Below are 18,021 nucleotides of genomic sequence, written 5' to 3'. Positions count from 1 at the left end.
AAAAGTAAAGAAAAGCTGTTTTTTGCATCCTGCATTTTAAAAAACAGCATGACTTCAAAAAGGGGCGATCACATTGAAATTAACGATAAAAGAAGATGCACTCAATTGGTACAAGGATGAACTAGATTTAGAAAAAGGTGATCATGTTCGCTTTTTTGTGAGATATGGCGGGTGCAGTAATGTACAAAAAGGCTTTTCTCTCGGCGTCGCAAAAGATGAACCTCAAAATGCCGGCGCAACCGCTGAAATAGAAGGCATTACTTTCTTTGTGGAAGAAAGTGATATTTGGTATTTTGACAACCATGATCTGCATATTGATTATAACGAGTCTGTAAAAGAACCAGAATTTCATTATGAATAAACAAAAAAGATACCTCATCCCTCGGGTATCTTTTTTGTTTTATCTTTCAATATATAGCCCATACTCATGAATGTTTCCTAAAGACCGCTCCTTTTGCAGGATTTTTTTTTGCGGTTCACCAATCAAGTCAAAGTGAGGAAACCCTGCGCGGTCATGAATCCATTCTTTTTTGAGTCCATGTTTTTCTCCCCACTCAATTAACTGCTTCATATCCTGACAGGCTGCTTTAGTGACGGTATTGGCATGCGGAAATCGGTCATCAAGCCAATAATGGGTTAAAAAGGCCAGTTCCCCTTGCTGGACAGCTAATTTCCACGCATTTAAATCGCTTCTTTTAATACCAAACGCCATGAATTAAACCTGCTTCTTTGACTGTTCGTATACTTTGTGCCAGGCAGGAAAAGCTTTTCTAAATTGAATAGGTCTAAAGGTGTCTTTGTCCACACAAATATGTGAGGTTGTCCCTGTAATCGCTGTTTGCCCGTCAGGCTTTTGAATTTCATAGCCATACACCGTTTTGAGCCCATTGTATTCTTCAATCCATGTATGAACTGTCACTGTTTCACCGTACAGCACTGGTTTTTTATATCGAACCTGCAAATCTATAACGGGTGCAAGAGCGCCGTCTGCTTCTAGCTGCGCATAGGAAAATCCTAATTCTTTAATCAGTGCTGTTCTGCCGACTTCCATCCAGATTAAATAATTGGCATGATACACGATGCCCATTTGGTCTGTTTCTGCATAACGGACTTCTATTTCTTTTTTGGATACATACACGTTTTCATCGCTCTCCTATCAAAACCTAAGGTCTCTGCCATTTTACCACAATCGAAATGGTTCTTCTAAAAGGAGGCAATAAAATAAACCAGGAATCCCTGGTTTATTCAGTATAGCCATTTTTTCTTGCTGCTTCTTCGTCCTTGATTTCAGAACGCATGGCATCAATACTCATTTTTCGGTTTTCATTTTTTTGCTTGATCATCTGTTTTTCTTGATCTGTCGAAAGGGCCATCGCTGCTTCAGATTCATCGATATTGTCAAGGGTGTTTTCGATCATATCTTGCAGCTTTTCAACATTATCAGAACGATCATCTGGATTGGATTGAAATGACTTTCCATTCATCATGATTCCCTCCTTATTCGCCCTTCGTCTGTATCACATCAGGCTGTTCATTTGATTTATTATGCATCTTTTTACCTTTATTGCGTTTGTATGCTACAGGTTTTGTCCCTAAATGGTCTGGTGTAAACTGCGCTTGTTTATCATGCTCTCTACCCATCATTCATCCCTCCCTCTTCTTTAGGATGAACGAAAAAGGATAATTCATAACTTATTTCTGTCTAAATCGCTCTTCCAACTTTTCTTCAAGCTGGTTTAAAAATTCCTCATTGCTTAATAATTCTTTTTTATTTTCAAGTACAAGCTCTTCAAATGTACGGCGTTTTCTTCTTCTCATTGCACTCACCTCCAGTGTTTGTATTTCATTTTCGCCAAAACATTTAGAAAATAAGCAAAAAAGCTGAATCATTATAGATCCAGCTCTTGTTCAATTTCTTTTTTTGTCAGCATTTGATGCTTCACAGACATGATGCGTCCTTTTTCATCTAATATGTATGTTGTTGGGTATGAAAGCACCTGATATCTTGCTTGAATGCCTTTTTGATCCAATAAAATAGGAAAGCTCAGCTTTAATTCATCTGCAAATGCTGCAACATGATCTACACTTTTTTCTGTGGTCGTCAAATTCACCGCAAGTACTTCGACCTGATCATATTCGCTTCTAACCGCGTCTAGATCCGGCATTTCTGTCCTACATGGCTTACACCATGTCGCCCAAAAATTGACGAGCACCTTTTTCCCTTGGTAATCAGATAATGAGGCCGTTTTACCGTCTAGGGTTTTAAGTTCAAAATCAGGGGCTTGATCCCCTTTTTCAAGACCGATTGCGGGCTCTTTTGGTTCAAGTAAATTCCACGCAAGTAAACCAATCAACACAAGTAAAACAGCGCTTGCCATTCCTTTTTTCCACATGATTGATCCTCCACTATTTTAAAAAAGAAGAGAAAGCTGTCTAGGCGCCTTCTCTTCTTTGCTGTATTAGTATTAGTTGCTTGCCAATTTTTCACGAAGTACCATTTGAAGGATACCACCATGACGATAGTAGTCAATTTCGACTTCACTGTCAAAGCGAACAACCACTTCAAATGTTTTCTCATTGCCATCTGCATCAATTGCTTTCACAGTGACAAGATCACGTGGACGAACTGTTTCATCAACTTCAACTTCAAATGTTTCTGTTCCTGTTAGTCCATAAGTTTCTGCACTTTCTCCGTCTTTAAACTGTAACGGAAGTACACCCATGAAGACAAGGTTACTTCTGTGGATACGCTCAAAGCTTTCAGCTAGAACGAATTTAATTCCAAGAAGGTTTGTTCCTTTTGCAGCCCAGTCACGGGAAGAACCCATTCCGTAGTCTTTACCTGCTAAGATCGCAAGACCTGTGCCATCTTCTTTATAACGCATGCATGCATCATAAATGGATGTTACTTCACCAGTTGGCCAATAAGTTGTATATCCGCCTTCTGTTCCTGGTGCAATTTGGTTCTTGATACGGATGTTTGCAAAAGTACCTCTCATCATGACATGGTGGTTACCACGGCGAGATCCATATGAGTTAAAGTCTCTAGGCGATACGCCTCTTTCTTGCAAGTATTTACCCGCAGGTGTGTCCTTCCCAATTGCTCCAGCTGGAGAAATATGGTCAGTTGTCACAGAATCACCGAATTTTGCAACAACGCGAAGTCCTTTAAGTGGCTCAACTTTGCCAGGTTCAACTGAAAGGTTTTCGAAAAATGGTGGGTTGTCAATATAAGTTGAATTCTCATCCCATTTGTATAGTGCATCATCAGTTGTTTTAATTTCATTCCAGCGATCGTTGTTATCAAAGACAGTTTCATACTCTGAACGGAATAATTCAGGTGTTACTGTGCTCTTAACAACACTGTTGATTTCGTCCATCGTTGGCCAAATGTCATTGAAATAGACGTTCTCACCATTTTTATCCACACCGATAGGGTCTTTTGTTAAATCAATATTCACCGTACCAGCAAGTGCATATGCCACAACTAGTGGTGGTGATGCAAGGTAGTTTCCTTTGACAAGCGGATGGATACGTCCTTCAAAGTTACGGTTACCTGATAAAACAGAAGTGATCAGCAGATCATTTTCAGAGACAGCATCCTCAATTTCTTGCGCAAGCGGTCCTGAGTTACCGATACATGTTGTACAGCCATACCCAACGATGTTAAATCCGAGGTCTCTTAAGTATGGAAGAAGTCCTGAGTTCACGAGGTATCCTGTAACAACCTTAGAACCTGGCGCTAGTGACGTTTTTACGTAGTTTGGCACTTTCATACCAAGCTCACTTGCTTTCTTCGCAACAAGACCTGCTCCAATTAAGACATATGGGTTCGATGTATTCGTACAGCTCGTAATCGCTGCAATCGCAATCGCACCTGTCTTCATCACAGCTTTTTCACCATTTGCTAGATCAAATTCAATTTGTTTATCCAGCTCTGATTTTTCTAAGCCAAATCCTTGGTTACCAGCTGGGCTTTCAATATGTTGATGGAACGTCTCTTTCATTTCAGAAAGTGGAATCAAATCTTGTGGACGCTTTGGACCAGATAAGTTTGATTCAATTTTAGAAAGATCAATTTCAACAATATCCGTAAAAATTGGGTCCTCTACATCTGGCGTATAGAATAAGCCATTTGCGCGAGAATATTCTTCAACGATATTAATTTGCTCTTCATCACGTCCGGTAAGGCGAAGGTAAGCAAGAGCTTCCTCATCTACTGGGAAGAATCCGCAAGTAGCACCGTATTCAGGCGCCATGTTCGCAATCGTTGCACGATCCGCTAACGGCAGCTGTGCAACTCCAGGTCCGAAGAATTCAACGAACTTGTTAACTACGCCTTTTTCACGCAGAACTTGTGTCACTTTTAGTGCAAGGTCAGTTGCAGTCGTTCCGTTTGGAAGCTCTCCAACTAATTTAGCACCAATGACTTCTGGTACTGGGAAGTATGAAGGCTGACCGAGCATACCAGCTTCCGCTTCAATACCGCCAACGCCCCATCCAAGCACGCCGATACCGTTGATCATGGTTGTATGAGAGTCAGTACCAACCAAAGTATCTGGGTAAGTGATGATCTCGCCATCTTCTTCAATCGCATGAACAACACTTGCAAGGTACTCTAAGTTTACTTGGTGAACAATCCCTGTTGCAGGCGGAACAGCTTGATAGTTATTAAACGCTTTCTTTGCCCAGCTAAGGAAGTTATAACGCTCTGCGTTACGCTCGAATTCTAAATCCATGTTAATGTTTAATGCATCTTCAGTTCCAGCTTTATCAACTTGTACTGAGTGGTCAATGACAAGGTCAACTGGAATTTCAGGGTTGATTTTATCCGGATCCCCGCCTACATCTGCCATTGCTTTTCTTAAAGAAGCAAGGTCAACGACGGCTGGTACACCCGTGAAGTCTTGTAAAATAACACGAGAAGGTTTAAATGGAACATCAATTTCTTTGACCTCGGCAGTTCCCCATTTTGCCAAGTTTTCAACGTGTTCCTTCTTGATCACTCTACCGTCTACTTGGCGAAGCACTGATTCTAAAAGTACCTTAATGGAATAAGGCAGCTTAGAAACATTTCCGATTCCTTGTTTCTCTAGTGCTTCTAACGAATAATAGTGATACGTTTTCCCATTTGTCGAAAACGTTTTTCTAGATTGAAAAGCGTCTTGTTTAGCGACTTGCTGCTGTTTCGACATATCCAAAATCCCCCTTTTGATGATCAAGATCAATTTCAATTCTCAGAAAAATCGTCGTATTTCACCACAATTTTCTCACAATTTCATCTTAAAACAAATTCATACATAAGTAAATAACAATGCTTTTATTAAATTCAATAAGTTTATCTTATCACCAGGAAATGATTACTCTTCATAATCCAAGCAGGGCAGGTTCATACTACAATTGAGGTGATAGAACATGACAAAACGTAAAGCTAATCATGTGATTGACGGCATGAACGCAGCCAAAAGCCAAGGAAATGGTGTAGGCTATATTGAAGATGACCAACTCGTTTTAACAGAAGAACAAAGACAAAACAATAAAAAACGTAAAAAAAACCAATAAGAAAGGAGCAAACATCATGACGAATAAAAACACAGGGAAAGACATCCGTCAAAACTCGCCTAAGGAGCATCAAGGCGGACAGCCTGAGCCATTATCAGGCAGTAAAAAAGTGAAAAACCACAACCATACAAGACAAAAGCACAATTCCCATCACGATATGTAACATTCTCCTCTCATCCCGTGGCAAGGCGGGATGTTTTAGGTCTTTCACACATTTCAGTTCTCAACATATCATTTATTATGAGATGTGATGGAGGAGTGTTTATGGAGAATGAAAAGCAATCGAATTCCTCTGATTTTCTAGAAATAGATGATTGGCTCAATGTTTTAATGGATGATCCATTTGCCTGGTATGATGAACACCTCCCAATCGACCTTTATGAAACAAGCCGTGATTATATTATTGAGATTGATGTATCCACCCTATCGATCACTGATGTAAAGCTGACCTTCTCTGGACATGAGCTGACTCTCTGTTACACGGTACAAAAGCCAAATGTTGAAGGCGAACAGCCAATTGAAAAAAGTGTCATGCTCCCTTTTTATTTGAACGACAAAGATATTGAAACAGAATACGAAAACCGAATCATTTCGATAAAAATTAAAAAAAGTTCTGAGCATCCAAGCGGAGCATTTTCCTTTCAAATCCCGCACTTCAAACATTAAGAGCCCACCTTCATTTGGTGGGCTCTCTTCCGTTCGTGTCAAGTCAATACCTTTTGCGAACCACCATGGCCAAATAGTAGAGTCGCTATATGATAATGTATTCTTTTTCTACTAGATGGTTTGGGTCTTTCTAGTAAATGGGCAGTTATTAATGAAAAAAGGCGTTCACAGAGATGAGAGACATACATTTTTGTTATTTTCTTCTATCATCTCTTCATGTAAAATAAGATAGAGAGATCAGGGGTATAAGGAGTGAGAACATGTTAAGCGGCTGGTTTTTGTGGTTCATTTTATTTTGGGGTACGGTGATGATCGGATTACTCGCAATCGGTGGCTTTTTTATGTTTCGCAAATTTTTAAAACGATTGCCGAAGGAAGATGGGAAATCAGAGCTTGATTGGCAGGATGAATATATTCAAAAGAGCCTCCACCTATGGCGAGAAGAAGACAAAAAGCTTTTAAATGAACTCGTATTACCTGTTCCAGAGCTGTTTAGAGATGTCGCCAAAGAAAAAATCGCTGGTAAGATTGGCGAGCTGGCTTTAAAAGAACAAGCTGCCAGCATTAATTTAGACTTAATCATTCGCGGCTATATTATCGCTACACCAAAGCGTGATCATAAGTTTTTACTGAAGCGCCTTCAAGAAAAAGACATCGATCACACGCCATATGAATCGTTATTAAAATAACCTCCTTTATCAAAAGGAGGTTTAATTCATTTGAACCTGCTGCGGATCCAATTGCTTAGACAGCTTTCTAAACGACAAATACATAGCAACGCGCCAAGGTACAATCATGCCAAAGGCAAGAATCCAAAACATCCCGCTTAGAGAGCCATAATCAATAGAAGAACTCAGGATGGTCTTCATCCCGATACGAAGAACAAGAAGTCCAATGAGAATAAACACAAATGCTTTTGATCGCTTTAAGTAAATCTCATTCCCTCTAATTTCAAACTTCGATGTTTTGATTAAAAATATGGAGAAAAACATCCCCACTGTGATCGCCTCTAGAAATTCAGCCCCAGTTACTCGAAACATAGGAACAAAAAACATCAGTGCGCCAGTGCTCATGAAAATAGGAGGTAATATAATTTTTTTCGCGGTTGCCGGTTTCGCAGATGACTTAATGCGAATAAACATGACGGCTACTGCCATACATATTGCAATTATAGAAGAGATTAAGACCATCATATCAAATCATTCCTTTATTCTTTAAGGTCAGCCTATGTATAATATACTCCAATTGACGAAAAAAAACCATTCGCCGCGACTGTAGAAAACGATTTCAAAAGCCTGTAAATCCGCCAAACAAGGATGAGAACATGATGATAATCCATGTGAGAAGATCAAAGAACAGCAATATCCCTACTACAATCATAATGATCCCGCCAATTTTCATGATGAGCTGCTGACGCTTTCTGATCCACGCCATTTTCGTAATGAAAAAGGAGAGAACAAAAAACGGAACGCCAAATCCAAATACATACGCAATCATATAAGGCACAGCCGACTCAGGATTGTTACTCGCCAGTGCGATAACAGCAGATAAAATAGGTCCTGTACAAGGTGTCCAACCAGCGGCAAAGCCCATTCCGATGAGAATCGATCCAAAAAAACCAGCAGGACGATTTTTGAACTGCATTCTCTTTTCGCCCATGAGGAAAGAAGGCTGAAATACGCCAAGAGTCATAAAACCAAAGAAAATAATGAGGATGGCTCCAACCTGGCGAATCGCTTGATGGTAATCATCAAAAAACTTCCCAACAAACGATGTCCCAAAGCCTATCGCAATAAATATAATAGAGAAACCAATTAAAAAGAATAAGGTATGAAGCAGACTTCTTCTTCTCAGCATCACCTTCTCAGAGTTCACTTCATCCATACTAACGCCCGTAATATAAGATAAAAACGCTGGATAAAGCGGCAGACAGCACGGTGAGATAAAAGAAAGGAAACCTGCTCCGAAAGCTAAAAAGTAATTCAAATCTGTCAAAAAAACACCCCCTTCTTACAATATACAATAAGAGATGACAAAATCATTTCATTTTTTTTACATCCTCTCAATAAAGATGGTCTATTCTCTTAAAACCTTATATAATTTAATTTGACATCGAGATAACGAATCCTTTAAATTTGAAAATAAACCTGAAAATGGATATAATAGAATCGATTCTTTTTATCAAGATTTGCATGAAAGGAACATGACTTTGGTAAAAACATCATTATTAACTCAAATCGAAGAAAAAAGAGAAGAGCTGATGAAAGTTGTCATGCACAATGGAATGACATCAACAGTGACCATCGAACATAGCCAGCAGCTAGATCATCTCCTCTTACAATATCAACGACACTTGCACTCAAACTCAGCCAACTAATCATATCTCATGATATCTATCATGCTACACAATTTTTAGAACAGTTGATATGTGTGACCATAAACGAAACAAAAACCTCTGATAACAGGGGTTTTTTGTTTTTTAACAGGACGCTGACGCCAAAATAAAAACCACCTTCCCTGCTTCATTCATGCAAGTACAGTGGTTTTAAAGCGTCTGATGAAGGTGAATTCAATAAAGAAAGGACAACGCTTGTCCATTCTTTATAACCATGTTCCATCTATGATCATAATATCGTACGTATTATTTCGCTTGGTTGTTCATGGCTTTCATCATTTGATTGATTTTTTTCTGGGACGGTTTCATGCCCATTTGCATCATCATCATTCGAAGCATTTGTTCATTAATCGGTGGATTCTTTTTCAAGTAGCTCATCATATACTTACGAGCAATAAAGAATCCGAGTGCAACTCCTGCAAGCAGTGCAACAACGCCTACAAGGATGACAACCCATAAATCCATAATTCTTCCTCCTTCATGTTGTCTCGTATAAAGTGTACTAAACAAAAGGCTATTATACAACATTTCACGTTCAATTTTATTTTTTTAAACAAAATTCCTCACTTTTACCGGATTGAGCCACCCGTGCTTCTTTGAACCAAAGTCCATCGCAAGGAAGCAGGGACTAATTTTTCTCAGCACTTCAAAAAACACCGCTTCTGCCTCATAACTGCCGGTGGCAGACATTTGGATATAACGATCTTTTATAATAAATGCAGCCGTTCCTTTTCCATCAGGTAAGGAAGCGCTGTATATCGAGCCAATTTGCGTATAGTGAATGTTCGTTAAGTTGTTCATTAATCGCTGGTGCATATGAAAAGCAGGGATTCGTTTCGTCACGTAATCCACTTGTTTCACAAGCATCACCAATTCATCTTCCGTGCGGTTCGTCCAGTGTAATGACTCAAACAAATGAAACAAAATCGATTCTCTGCCAAAATAATGATGCGCAAATTCATCCTCAATCCAATAAATATAATAATGGCGTTCCATGTCTATCCCTTCCTTTCACATTTCGTCAATCTCGTATATTGCTTGTATTATACAAAAATGTGAAAGAAAGAATTGTCTATATATGAAGCAAGAAGAAACTAGTTTTGTCAAAAAAACAAGAAAAAAGAAAAAAGTTTGCAGAGCGGATGAAAATGCTCTGCAAACAGATGAAAAAAAGTATGATGCTGGGAGACTGGTTATTTGTTCAGCTTTGCTTTCACACGGCTGACGACATTGCTGACCGTAAATCCGTATTTCTCAATAATGGTTTCACCTGGTGCAGAAGCGCCAAATTTATCAATGGCAATCACGTCACCATCAAGACCAGTGTAACGCTCCCAGCCAAGTGAAGCTCCCATTTCAATTGCAATACGAGCCCGCACTGCTGTAGGAAGGACTGATTCTTTGTATTCATCTGACTGCTGATCGAAACGATCCCATGCAGGAAGACTGACAACAGATGCGCGGATCCCTTCTTTTTCAAGTGCTTTTTGCGCTTCAATCGCTAAACCTACTTCAGATCCAGAAGCGAGTAGAAGTGCTTCAGGCTGTGCGTCAGCGGCTTCAACGACGACGTATCCACCTTTTTCTACTCCCTCATAAGCCTTCTCTGGTGCTTGGTCAATCGTTGGAAGGTTTTGACGAGTCAGAACTAGTGCTGTCGGTTTATCCGTTGAAGATACAGCAAGTTTCCACGCTGCAGCTGTTTCGTTTCCATCCGCTGGGCGAATGACAGAAAGGTTCGGCATCGCACGTAATGAAGCAAGCTGCTCAACCGGCTCATGCGTCGGACCATCTTCACCAACAGCAATACTGTCATGAGTAAAGACATAAGTGACTGGAAGCCCCATTAAGGCAGCAAGACGAATCGCTGGTCTTAAGTAATCTGAGAAAACAAAGAACGTTCCGCCGAATACACGAAGGCCGCCGTGAAGCGCCATACCGTTTAACGCGGCACCCATTGCAAATTCTCTGACGCCGAACCAAATGTTCTTACCGGCATAATTATCTTTACCAAAATCGTCTGTGTTTTTAATCGTTGTTTTGTTTGAACCTGCAAGGTCAGCAGACCCGCCAATGAAGAAAGGTACTTGCTTCGCAATGCCATTTAATACTTCGCCTGAAGATGCGCGGGAGGCAAGACTTGAACCTGCTTCATAAACAGGAACCTCTTGATCCCAATTCTCAGGAAGCTTTCCTTCAATCGCAAGCTTCAGTTGAGTTGCAAGCTCAGGGTATTCTTTTTCATATTGCGCAAATAGTTCATTCCAAGCTGCTTCTTTTTTCTGACCAGCGTCTTTTACAGCTTCTTTGAAATGGTCGTACACTTCAGAAGGTACATGGAAATCTTCTTCAAATGTCCAAGAGTAAGCTTCCTTCGTCAGCTTAGCTTCATCGCTGCCAAGCGGTGCGCCATGCACACCAGACGTTCCTGCACGGTTAGGCGATCCGAAACCAATCGTTGTTTTCACTTCAATCAGTGTAGGTCTGTCTGTACTTTGTTTCGCCTTTTCGATAGCAGCCGTCACTTCTTCAATGTTGTTGCCGTCTTTCACATAAAGAACTTCCCAGTTCATCGCTTCAAAACGATTCTTCACATTTTCAGAAAATGAACGATCTAGGTCGCCATCTAAAGAAATATCATTTGAATCATAAAGAACAATTAAACGGCCTAAGCCTAAATGACCAGCAAGTGAAGCAGCTTCAGAGGAAATTCCCTCCATTAAGTCTCCATCTCCGCAAATGCTGTATGTATAGTGATCTACAACATTAAAGTTGTCTTTGTTATACGTTTCCGCAAGATGTCTTTCTGCAAGTGCCATACCAACTGCCATGGCAATCCCCTGCCCTAAAGGACCTGTTGTGGCATCTACGCCCTCTGTATGTCCAAATTCAGGATGTCCAGGTGTTTTGCTACCCCATTGGCGGAATTGTTTTAGATCATCGATGCTCAGGTTGTATCCGCTTAAATGAAGCATGCTATATAGAAGCATAGAACCATGCCCCGCAGATAAAACAAAACGGTCTCTGTTAAACCAATTAGGGTTTTGCGGACTTACGTTTAAGTGATTCGTCCATAAAGCGTATGCCATTGGTGCAGCACCCATTGGCATTCCAGGGTGACCGGAATTCGCTTTTTCAATTGCGTCTATGGAGAGAGTACGTATTGTTGCAATAGATTTCAATTCAATCGTTTCCATATAAATCCCCTTCCGTATCTTGTGTACACCATTATCATAAATCTACTGTCCTTTTTTCACAACTATTTCACGCTGAAAAAGAAGGATTTTGTCACATTTAGTTTATCGATCACCTAAAAAGTTATGCAAATATGAAAAAAGATGAGAATATACTTCCCATCTTTTCAAAATTCAAGAAATCACAGACTTAGTGAAGGTTTTGATCTCTTTCTCTTTTTAATTTTTCTGGTGTGACATCGTTTCCTTCAGGATCAACGATTTTCACGGTTTTAAGTGTATTTTTCATAGAAGAACGAAAAGCTTTTAAATACTCTTCTCTTAATTGCTTTTGTTCTGTTTTTTCAGCGTCTGATAAACCGATCTCTTTCGACTTTTTTGAAAGCTCATTGATTCTTGCAAGCTGCTTTTTAGAAATCATGACAAACTCCTTTAAAACATTTTCTCTACATACTACTAAATATCAATCATTTTGACAACAAATCAAGCTTTAGGTGGTCAGACCTTTTTCATATTCTTGATACCTTCTATGGACCGTTGCTTTTGAAATATCAAAACCTAGTGCCTGTAGAGTTGCTGCAATTTCTGCGAATGTCATGCTGTTGTTTTTTCTTAATCGAACAATTTCTGAAATCGGGACTTCAATACGCTCACGGCCAGGCGCATGATTCTGCTGTTTTAAATTCAGTTCGGGCTGATACCCGCGCTCAACAGCCCTTCTCATTCCCCGCTTGATTTTCAGGTTATGAATTTTTCGTTGATACTCTTCAACTACTCCTACGATCTCAATAACCATTTCATCTGCTTCTGAAAGCTCAAGCTCGCCTCTATGAAACGTACTGTACACCTTCACATTCTCTTTAAAAAGACAATGAAGAAGCGCAATTTTTGCTTGTCCTCTTCCGAGTCGCGTTTCATCCTGGATAAGTACGGCATCGATTGACTCTTCTTTTAGTGTAGCAAGCATATCAAACACACCATCACGATCTAGATCATATCCGCTTGCTTTTTCTTTGATGACTTTCACCACATTCATTTTGTGCATAGCAGCTAAAGCCAGCAGTTCTTCTTCTTGTCTCTTCAGCGAGGTTTCCTGCTCTTCTTTGACAGTGCTTACTCTCGCATAGATGATTGCATTCATGACCTCAATCGACCTTTCTATTGTACTGTTGCAAGTTGATATACGACGGGATGCTCTTTTTTGACTGGTAAGACAAGAATGTCACCAGGCTGGATTTCCGTTGAAGCAAGATCATTGTGTTCGGTGACCCAGTCAATAAACGCATTTTTGTCGATTGATTTGCTGTCGTTTACTTGATCAGCTAACCCCCAAAGAGTATCACCTGATTGAACCTCTATTTTAACATACTGATTTGGATCATTATGGCTTGTGACTGCAATAAGTGAGAGAAATATGCCAACGATGAATGAGAATACCCCAATAAAAATAATAGATTCTTTTAACCTCATAATGTCATCTCTCCTAATAGAATATGTGTTCGCTCTTTCTGTCACTCATTATAAATACGAACAAACGTTTCTGTCAAACGTTTTTTTCGAACCTATGTTTGTACTGTTAGGAAAAACATGCTATAATTTCTTTAAAATTGACGTTTTGAGGTGCAAAAGATGACGAAGCTATCAAAAAGACAACTCGATATCCTGACATTCATCAAAGAAGAAGTAAAAAGTAAAGGCTATCCCCCATCCGTTCGTGAAATTGGAGAAGCTGTCGGTCTAGCATCCAGTTCTACGGTTCATGGACATTTAGCTAGACTAGAAACAAAGGGCTTAATTAGAAGAGACCCGACAAAACCTAGAGCGATCGAAGTATTAGATGAAGAGGAAATGAATATTCCAAAGAGTGCTGTAATGAACGTACCAGTCATCGGAAAAGTAACAGCAGGTCTGCCTATTACGGCTGTTGAGAACGTAGAAGAATACTTCCCTCTTCCAGAGACTTTTGCAGCACCAGATGAACAAGTATTTATGCTTGAAATTATGGGAGAAAGTATGATTGATGCAGGAATTTTGGACAAGGACTATGTCATTGTGCGTCAGCAAAGCACCGCTAACAATGGAGATATTGTCGTCGCCATGACAGAGGAAGATGAAGCGACAGTGAAACGTTTCTATAAAGAAGATACACACTTTAGATTACAGCCAGAGAACCCATCTATGGAACCGATTATTTTACAGAATGTAAGTATACTAGGTAAAGTGATTGGCGTATTTAGAAATATTCACTAAAAAAAGCCGGTATTTCATCAGCTGCTGATGAGAACCGGCTTTTTCTTTTATGAACAAGAATAGGCAAGAATACGCGAGCTTGGGAAGGAACCAAATGTAAAGTTCGGCCAAATAAAGCCAGTTGTTCTCCCGAAAGGCTGTGAAGATAGGACATACATTAAAAATACTTGACCGTTTCTCATAAAAACAATCGTCCATCTTCTATTACATCCCGCTGCAAATTGAACCGATTGCTGGCCTCCACCTGTTTGCCCTGAAATAAGTGACTGCATGCTTTGAGGCTGTGATAATGCTTGCTGATACTGCGAAATGATATGCTGCGGTGGAGCTGGCGGGGCTGATCCGCTTGATCCGGGCCCAGTGCCTCCTCCTCCGATTGGAAGCCCTGGAAATCCTCCAACTTGAGGAATAGGGAGCGATGGCCATCCTTGCATCTGCCTATCATATGAGTACCCATTCCACATACCTTCATACGGATGATACATATTCAACACCACTTTCTTAGACATTCATCACGATAGTATATGTCATAAATAAGAAAGCGTGTTAAACGTCCAAACAGAAATTTTTCCAAAAAACGTTTTGTTCTTCTTTAGAACGGTTAAATACTAGATATAAAGAAAAAATAAAAAAATGAAAACTTTTTGTCACCCTCAAACGTTATATATATAGAAAGAAAAGAAATAAAAAAACATTTAGATTTAATACTTGTAATATCGCTGTAATTATTGTAACATTTGTAACATAAGAAGTTTTCATTGAGAAAAGGAGGCAATCGCCTTGAAAAAATTATTCGTTTTATTAACTGCTATTATGCTTATGATCTCATTACAATCAACAACATTGGCCGCTTCTAAAAAACCAGCCACTTTGACAAACAAAGAAGCGTTACATATTGCCCTTGATGCACGAGAACACTTTTGGAGTGCGATGTCAGGCTACAAAATTAATAAACATTCTGATTACAAATTAAAATCATTTAGCTATAAAGACATGACCTACAACTATCTTTCTAAAACATTTGATACAAAGAAAAAACTAAACAGCTACCTATCTCAAGTTTTCACAAAAGATGCCATCAATCAAGGCTTGAAAGACTACCAGTTCATTGTTCATAAAGGCAAAATGGCTGTTCCAGTCGGTGACGGAGACAACATGCTTAATTGGGATAAAGCCACACCTAAGCTTGTCTCTAAAAAACAAACGGTCCGCACATATGAATTTACCGTCCCAACACTTGATGGACGCAAAGTAAAAAGAACTGTTACGTACGAAAAAGTACAAAAAGATTGGAAAGTCACAAAAATTGACGCTGTCATCTAAATAAAACCAGGCCATTCAATCGGCCTGGTTTTTATATTGGGGAAAATTCAGTCATGCGATCAAGCGCGTGAGCAAGCGATGATGCGGTGCGAAATTCATTAAAAGGAAGCCCGAGCTGCACAGCGGTTTGGGCAATTTCTGGTCTGATTCCTGAAATGGTCGTCTCTACTCCAATTAACCGAAGAGATGTGACAAGGTCAAAGATTTGATGAGCCACCATTGTATCAATAATGACAACGCCAGATAAATCAATACATAAATGCTGTACACCTTTTTGTGAGCACTGTTTCAGCGTATTTTCTAAAATCATCTTTGCTCTCACTGTATCAATGTCACCTACTAACGGCAATAACGCAATATGACTTTTTAAAACAATGACAGGTGAGCTCAGCTCGTCAATCATGTCTCTTTGTGCCACGAGCTTCCTCGTTGTATTTTTCACATATTGCTGGATGAACACATGAATTGAAATATTAAACGCCTCTGAAATTAAATCATACCAATAAAAGATGCGGTCAATATCAATTTCATCTTGACGCTGTTTAATAAATTCTTTTAAGTAATGAAGGACCACTCTTTGATTGGACATGTATTCTCTCACAACATAATCTAATGGTGTGTTTAAATGCTTCGGGTCACTGGCTAAGTCTTCAGACCACTTTTTAAACTCAGTATGTAAATATGTCTTGTCTTCAATAAGAGCACGTATAAAATGCTGGTAATAATCTTGATTTTGCCGTTTTAGCTCTGATATGATGCTGGAATCTGTTGAACGATATATTGATTCTGGATCATCATCTTCAATTGAATCATACCAACTTTCAGTCAGTATCTCTGCATGTTGCATGAAATAATCGTATAATGCACGGCTCTTATCCATAAGCATATGTCCCTTCACATTTTCTTCTTGTCAGTCTTTGTACCTTATAGATCCATTGTATCACTGAATCTTTTGTCCCAGCTAGCTCCAATACGCTCTGATCATCAACAAAAAAGGCACCTACTCACAGGCGCCTCTCTTCCAGTTTTATTTCACAATAAATAAAATTCTTTTCCCATCAGGATAGCCACTAATCTGGTGTCCAACCCATGAGCCTGCTCCCCTATTATCAGACGGGCTGACATATTGAACACTCGCACCTTTTCCTCCCTCAAGACAAACCGCCATCGGCCACTCATCCCGATCAAAACCGGGTTTAGTCGGAATGCCTTTTAATGATTCTTGCCTGCGGGCATCTGCTCCATTTCGGTCTATCGTACACACATCTGAATGCCCTTTTCGAATGGCTTCTTGAATATGGCTGCCTGTTTCAGGGTACCGTTCCTTTGGAAATTGAATGACATGATCATATCGATCCGCACCTTTTGCCGCTTGTTCCTCTCCAAATCCACCTAACAGCGTGCCCATCCATATCACAAAGCATAAGGCGACAGCAGTAATCCAGCCTCTTCTCATCTTCAAAAGTGCGTAACCTCCTCATTTTCTCAAGCAGAACCTTGACTTAAAGGAAATGTGTCATTTTAATGTATGAGCGGTTCACGATTGACATGTGAAAAAAATGAAGAGGCTGAAAATTCAATGAATCTTTCAAGCGTAGACAGATAAAAACTTGTATCCATATAAAAAAGCTTGTCCCCTATGAAGGAAACAAGCTTTATATTCTAGCTTTTATTGTGCTTTTGCATAGTTGATAAATTCAACAAAGGCAGCTGTCGCTTTTGGACCACCATTAATCGTTCCGTTTGAATACCCTGCGTTATGAACCCCAACGATTTGCTGATTTTGATCTAGCATCGCTGAGCCTGAATTTCCGCTAAACGTATCAATCGTATAGTATGCGAGATTCGTATCTTCTCTTGTCACAGGACCTGACATCTCCCACTGCGATACCTTGCCAGTCGATCTCATTTTATCACCTGGATATCCAGAAATTTTAATCGTTGTCCCAGTTAAGTTTGTCACTTGACGGATGGAACGGTAACCGACCGTATTGCCAATGTTCGTATCTGTTTTGATCACGGCAAAATCATATTGGCTCGCGCCTGTATTGATATATCCGCTTGGTACATAGAACTCTGTCATGTTTGCTGACCCATTCACCGCAGTGCTATCGTTCATGCCTGGATACACTGATCCTTTTGCACTATAACTTCTCGATGCTGTATTGTACACGCAGTGTCCGTTTGTCAAAATTTTGTTAGGGGCAATGAGTGTCCCCGTGCAGCTTGAGCCGCCAAATGTAATATAAGCAATTGAATTATATGGTGCCACTCTTGTGTTTGCGACTTTTGTTCTACCATCGTCTCCAATGACGACTTTTGTTTGAAAGTCTTTTACATATTTTGATAGTGGTTTTACTTTTTCGCCAACAGTAGAAGAAAGATCATCCACTTTGTCAAAGGATGAGGGGGATTTTGTATCATTGTGGAAATCACTAGAAGAGATCACCTTTCCATCAGAAGTCACCATGTCATAATCAGACGTTAGTACTGAATCCGATGCGGCATGGGCAAAACTAGGCACACTGAAAGCACCAAAAACGAGTAGAGAAGGGAGTAACATTTTCACCTTTTTCATCATATTCCTCCTTTATGTCCTATATCAAAAATCATACGATTGTTTCATATTGG

The 18,021-nt window shown here is 39.8% G+C and carries 27 protein-coding genes; 8 read left to right on the top strand and 19 right to left on the bottom strand.

Features of this window, described 5'->3' with window-relative positions; translation table 11 throughout:
* The first annotated feature begins 73 nt into the window (after window positions 1-73).
* Window positions 74-361: a HesB/YadR/YfhF family protein gene (locus C6W21_RS04295; protein ID WP_106049436.1), complete on the top strand. Its 288-nt coding sequence runs from the start codon at window positions 74-76 to the stop codon at window positions 359-361.
* Window positions 362-400: 39 nt separating this feature from the next.
* Here the strand turns inward: C6W21_RS04295 and C6W21_RS04290 are convergent, their stop codons facing one another.
* The 7 genes from C6W21_RS04290 to acnA all read right to left on the bottom strand — a co-directional run bounded on the left by C6W21_RS04290 (window position 401) and on the right by acnA (window position 5,195).
* Entirely contained in the window at window positions 401-712 is a 312-nt protein-coding gene (locus tag C6W21_RS04290; protein WP_106055948.1) for a hypothetical protein, read from the bottom strand.
* Between the two features lie 3 nt (window positions 713-715).
* Window positions 716-1,138 (bottom strand): acyl-CoA thioesterase, encoded by a 423-nt coding sequence (locus C6W21_RS04285; protein WP_106049435.1) that lies wholly within the window; start codon window positions 1,136-1,138, stop codon window positions 716-718.
* A 103-nt stretch (window positions 1,139-1,241) separates the two neighbouring features.
* On the bottom strand, window positions 1,242-1,484 hold the full coding sequence (gene tlp / locus C6W21_RS04280; protein WP_106049434.1) for a small acid-soluble spore protein Tlp: 243 nt from the start codon (window positions 1,482-1,484) through the stop codon (window positions 1,242-1,244).
* A 13-nt stretch (window positions 1,485-1,497) separates the two neighbouring features.
* Entirely contained in the window at window positions 1,498-1,641 is a 144-nt protein-coding gene (locus C6W21_RS04275) for an acid-soluble spore protein N (protein ID WP_008357830.1), read from the bottom strand.
* A gap of 51 nt (window positions 1,642-1,692) precedes the next feature.
* Window positions 1,693-1,818, bottom strand: coding sequence for an FbpB family small basic protein (locus C6W21_RS04270; RefSeq protein ID WP_003211002.1), 126 nt, complete (start codon window positions 1,816-1,818; stop codon window positions 1,693-1,695).
* A gap of 71 nt (window positions 1,819-1,889) precedes the next feature.
* Window positions 1,890-2,393, bottom strand: coding sequence for a TlpA family protein disulfide reductase (locus tag C6W21_RS04265; RefSeq protein WP_106049433.1), 504 nt, complete (start codon window positions 2,391-2,393; stop codon window positions 1,890-1,892).
* Window positions 2,394-2,465: 72 nt separating this feature from the next.
* Window positions 2,466-5,195, bottom strand: a complete 2,730-nt coding sequence (gene acnA, locus C6W21_RS04260) for an aconitate hydratase AcnA (RefSeq protein ID WP_106049432.1) — start codon at window positions 5,193-5,195, stop codon at window positions 2,466-2,468.
* Between the two features lie 220 nt (window positions 5,196-5,415).
* Between acnA and sspO the strand changes: the two genes are divergently transcribed.
* The 4 genes from sspO to C6W21_RS04240 all read left to right on the top strand — a co-directional run bounded on the left by sspO (window position 5,416) and on the right by C6W21_RS04240 (window position 6,917).
* Entirely contained in the window at window positions 5,416-5,562 is a 147-nt protein-coding gene (gene sspO / locus C6W21_RS04255) for a small acid-soluble spore protein SspO (protein WP_106049431.1), read from the top strand.
* A gap of 16 nt (window positions 5,563-5,578) precedes the next feature.
* Window positions 5,579-5,725, top strand: a complete 147-nt coding sequence (locus C6W21_RS04250) for a small acid-soluble spore protein P (RefSeq protein ID WP_106049430.1) — start codon at window positions 5,579-5,581, stop codon at window positions 5,723-5,725.
* 101 nt (window positions 5,726-5,826) lie between these two features.
* Complete coding sequence (locus tag C6W21_RS04245; RefSeq protein ID WP_106049429.1) at window positions 5,827-6,228, top strand: Hsp20/alpha crystallin family protein; 402 nt, start codon at window positions 5,827-5,829, stop codon at window positions 6,226-6,228.
* 260 nt (window positions 6,229-6,488) lie between these two features.
* Entirely contained in the window at window positions 6,489-6,917 is a 429-nt protein-coding gene (locus tag C6W21_RS04240; protein WP_034660775.1) for a DUF2621 domain-containing protein, read from the top strand.
* A gap of 21 nt (window positions 6,918-6,938) precedes the next feature.
* On the opposite strand, the gene C6W21_RS04235 is transcribed toward C6W21_RS04240, so the two are convergent.
* Window positions 6,939-7,421 (bottom strand): CcdC family protein, encoded by a 483-nt coding sequence (locus tag C6W21_RS04235; protein ID WP_050944898.1) that lies wholly within the window; start codon window positions 7,419-7,421, stop codon window positions 6,939-6,941.
* A gap of 94 nt (window positions 7,422-7,515) precedes the next feature.
* Window positions 7,516-8,223 carry a cytochrome c biogenesis CcdA family protein gene (locus C6W21_RS04230; RefSeq protein WP_106049428.1) on the bottom strand — a complete coding sequence of 236 codons (708 nt, stop codon included), beginning with the start codon at window positions 8,221-8,223 and terminating at the stop codon, window positions 7,516-7,518.
* Between the two features lie 208 nt (window positions 8,224-8,431).
* Here C6W21_RS04230 and C6W21_RS04225 point away from each other — a divergent pair, with 208 nt between their 5' ends.
* On the top strand, window positions 8,432-8,605 hold the full coding sequence (locus tag C6W21_RS04225) for an aspartyl-phosphate phosphatase Spo0E family protein (RefSeq protein ID WP_371475009.1): 174 nt from the start codon (window positions 8,432-8,434) through the stop codon (window positions 8,603-8,605).
* A 264-nt stretch (window positions 8,606-8,869) separates the two neighbouring features.
* On the opposite strand, the gene C6W21_RS04220 is transcribed toward C6W21_RS04225, so the two are convergent.
* From C6W21_RS04220 to yneA, 6 genes are all read right to left on the bottom strand, one after another.
* Window positions 8,870-9,088: a YneF family protein gene (locus tag C6W21_RS04220; protein ID WP_003212379.1), complete on the bottom strand. Its 219-nt coding sequence runs from the start codon at window positions 9,086-9,088 to the stop codon at window positions 8,870-8,872.
* An 84-nt stretch (window positions 9,089-9,172) separates the two neighbouring features.
* Window positions 9,173-9,619, bottom strand: coding sequence for a sporulation inhibitor of replication protein SirA (sirA, locus tag C6W21_RS04215; protein ID WP_012010100.1), 447 nt, complete (start codon window positions 9,617-9,619; stop codon window positions 9,173-9,175).
* A gap of 197 nt (window positions 9,620-9,816) precedes the next feature.
* Window positions 9,817-11,820, bottom strand: a complete 2,004-nt coding sequence (gene tkt / locus C6W21_RS04210; protein ID WP_106049427.1) for a transketolase — start codon at window positions 11,818-11,820, stop codon at window positions 9,817-9,819.
* Between the two features lie 187 nt (window positions 11,821-12,007).
* Entirely contained in the window at window positions 12,008-12,238 is a 231-nt protein-coding gene (locus C6W21_RS04205; protein WP_106049426.1) for a DUF896 domain-containing protein, read from the bottom strand.
* Between the two features lie 69 nt (window positions 12,239-12,307).
* A complete protein-coding gene (locus C6W21_RS04200) occupies window positions 12,308-12,958 on the bottom strand; it encodes a YneB family resolvase-like protein (RefSeq protein ID WP_106049425.1) in 651 nt (216 codons plus the stop codon).
* 17 nt (window positions 12,959-12,975) lie between these two features.
* The gene (yneA, locus tag C6W21_RS04195) at window positions 12,976-13,287 is read right to left on the bottom strand and encodes a cell division suppressor protein YneA (protein WP_106049424.1); all 312 of its coding nucleotides are present in this window, start codon (window positions 13,285-13,287) and stop codon (window positions 12,976-12,978) included.
* Between the two features lie 159 nt (window positions 13,288-13,446).
* Between yneA and lexA the strand changes: the two genes are divergently transcribed.
* Complete coding sequence (gene lexA, locus C6W21_RS04190; protein ID WP_003212311.1) at window positions 13,447-14,067, top strand: transcriptional repressor LexA; 621 nt, start codon at window positions 13,447-13,449, stop codon at window positions 14,065-14,067.
* Between the two features lie 47 nt (window positions 14,068-14,114).
* Here the strand turns inward: lexA and C6W21_RS04185 are convergent, their stop codons facing one another.
* The gene (locus C6W21_RS04185) at window positions 14,115-14,552 is read right to left on the bottom strand and encodes a hypothetical protein (protein ID WP_106049423.1); all 438 of its coding nucleotides are present in this window, start codon (window positions 14,550-14,552) and stop codon (window positions 14,115-14,117) included.
* 295 nt (window positions 14,553-14,847) lie between these two features.
* Here C6W21_RS04185 and C6W21_RS04180 point away from each other — a divergent pair, with 295 nt between their 5' ends.
* Entirely contained in the window at window positions 14,848-15,390 is a 543-nt protein-coding gene (locus C6W21_RS04180) for an IseA DL-endopeptidase inhibitor family protein (RefSeq protein ID WP_106049422.1), read from the top strand.
* A 31-nt stretch (window positions 15,391-15,421) separates the two neighbouring features.
* Here the strand turns inward: C6W21_RS04180 and C6W21_RS04175 are convergent, their stop codons facing one another.
* The 3 genes from C6W21_RS04175 to C6W21_RS04165 all read right to left on the bottom strand — a co-directional run bounded on the left by C6W21_RS04175 (window position 15,422) and on the right by C6W21_RS04165 (window position 17,968).
* Complete coding sequence (locus C6W21_RS04175; protein ID WP_106049421.1) at window positions 15,422-16,270, bottom strand: STAS domain-containing protein; 849 nt, start codon at window positions 16,268-16,270, stop codon at window positions 15,422-15,424.
* Window positions 16,271-16,417: 147 nt separating this feature from the next.
* Window positions 16,418-16,798, bottom strand: a complete 381-nt coding sequence (locus C6W21_RS04170; protein WP_223249555.1) for a NucA/NucB deoxyribonuclease domain-containing protein — start codon at window positions 16,796-16,798, stop codon at window positions 16,418-16,420.
* A 261-nt stretch (window positions 16,799-17,059) separates the two neighbouring features.
* On the bottom strand, window positions 17,060-17,968 hold the full coding sequence (locus C6W21_RS04165) for a trypsin-like serine peptidase (protein WP_106049419.1): 909 nt from the start codon (window positions 17,966-17,968) through the stop codon (window positions 17,060-17,062).
* Window positions 17,969-18,021: the final 53 nt, after the last annotated feature.

The organism is Bacillus sp. NMCN1 (genome assembly GCF_002998085.1).
In the GTDB taxonomy this organism is placed as follows: Bacteria; Bacillota; Bacilli; order Bacillales; family Bacillaceae; genus Bacillus.
Note: the sequence above shows the minus strand (reverse complement) of the source record. Positions and strands in the feature narration are given on the sequence as shown.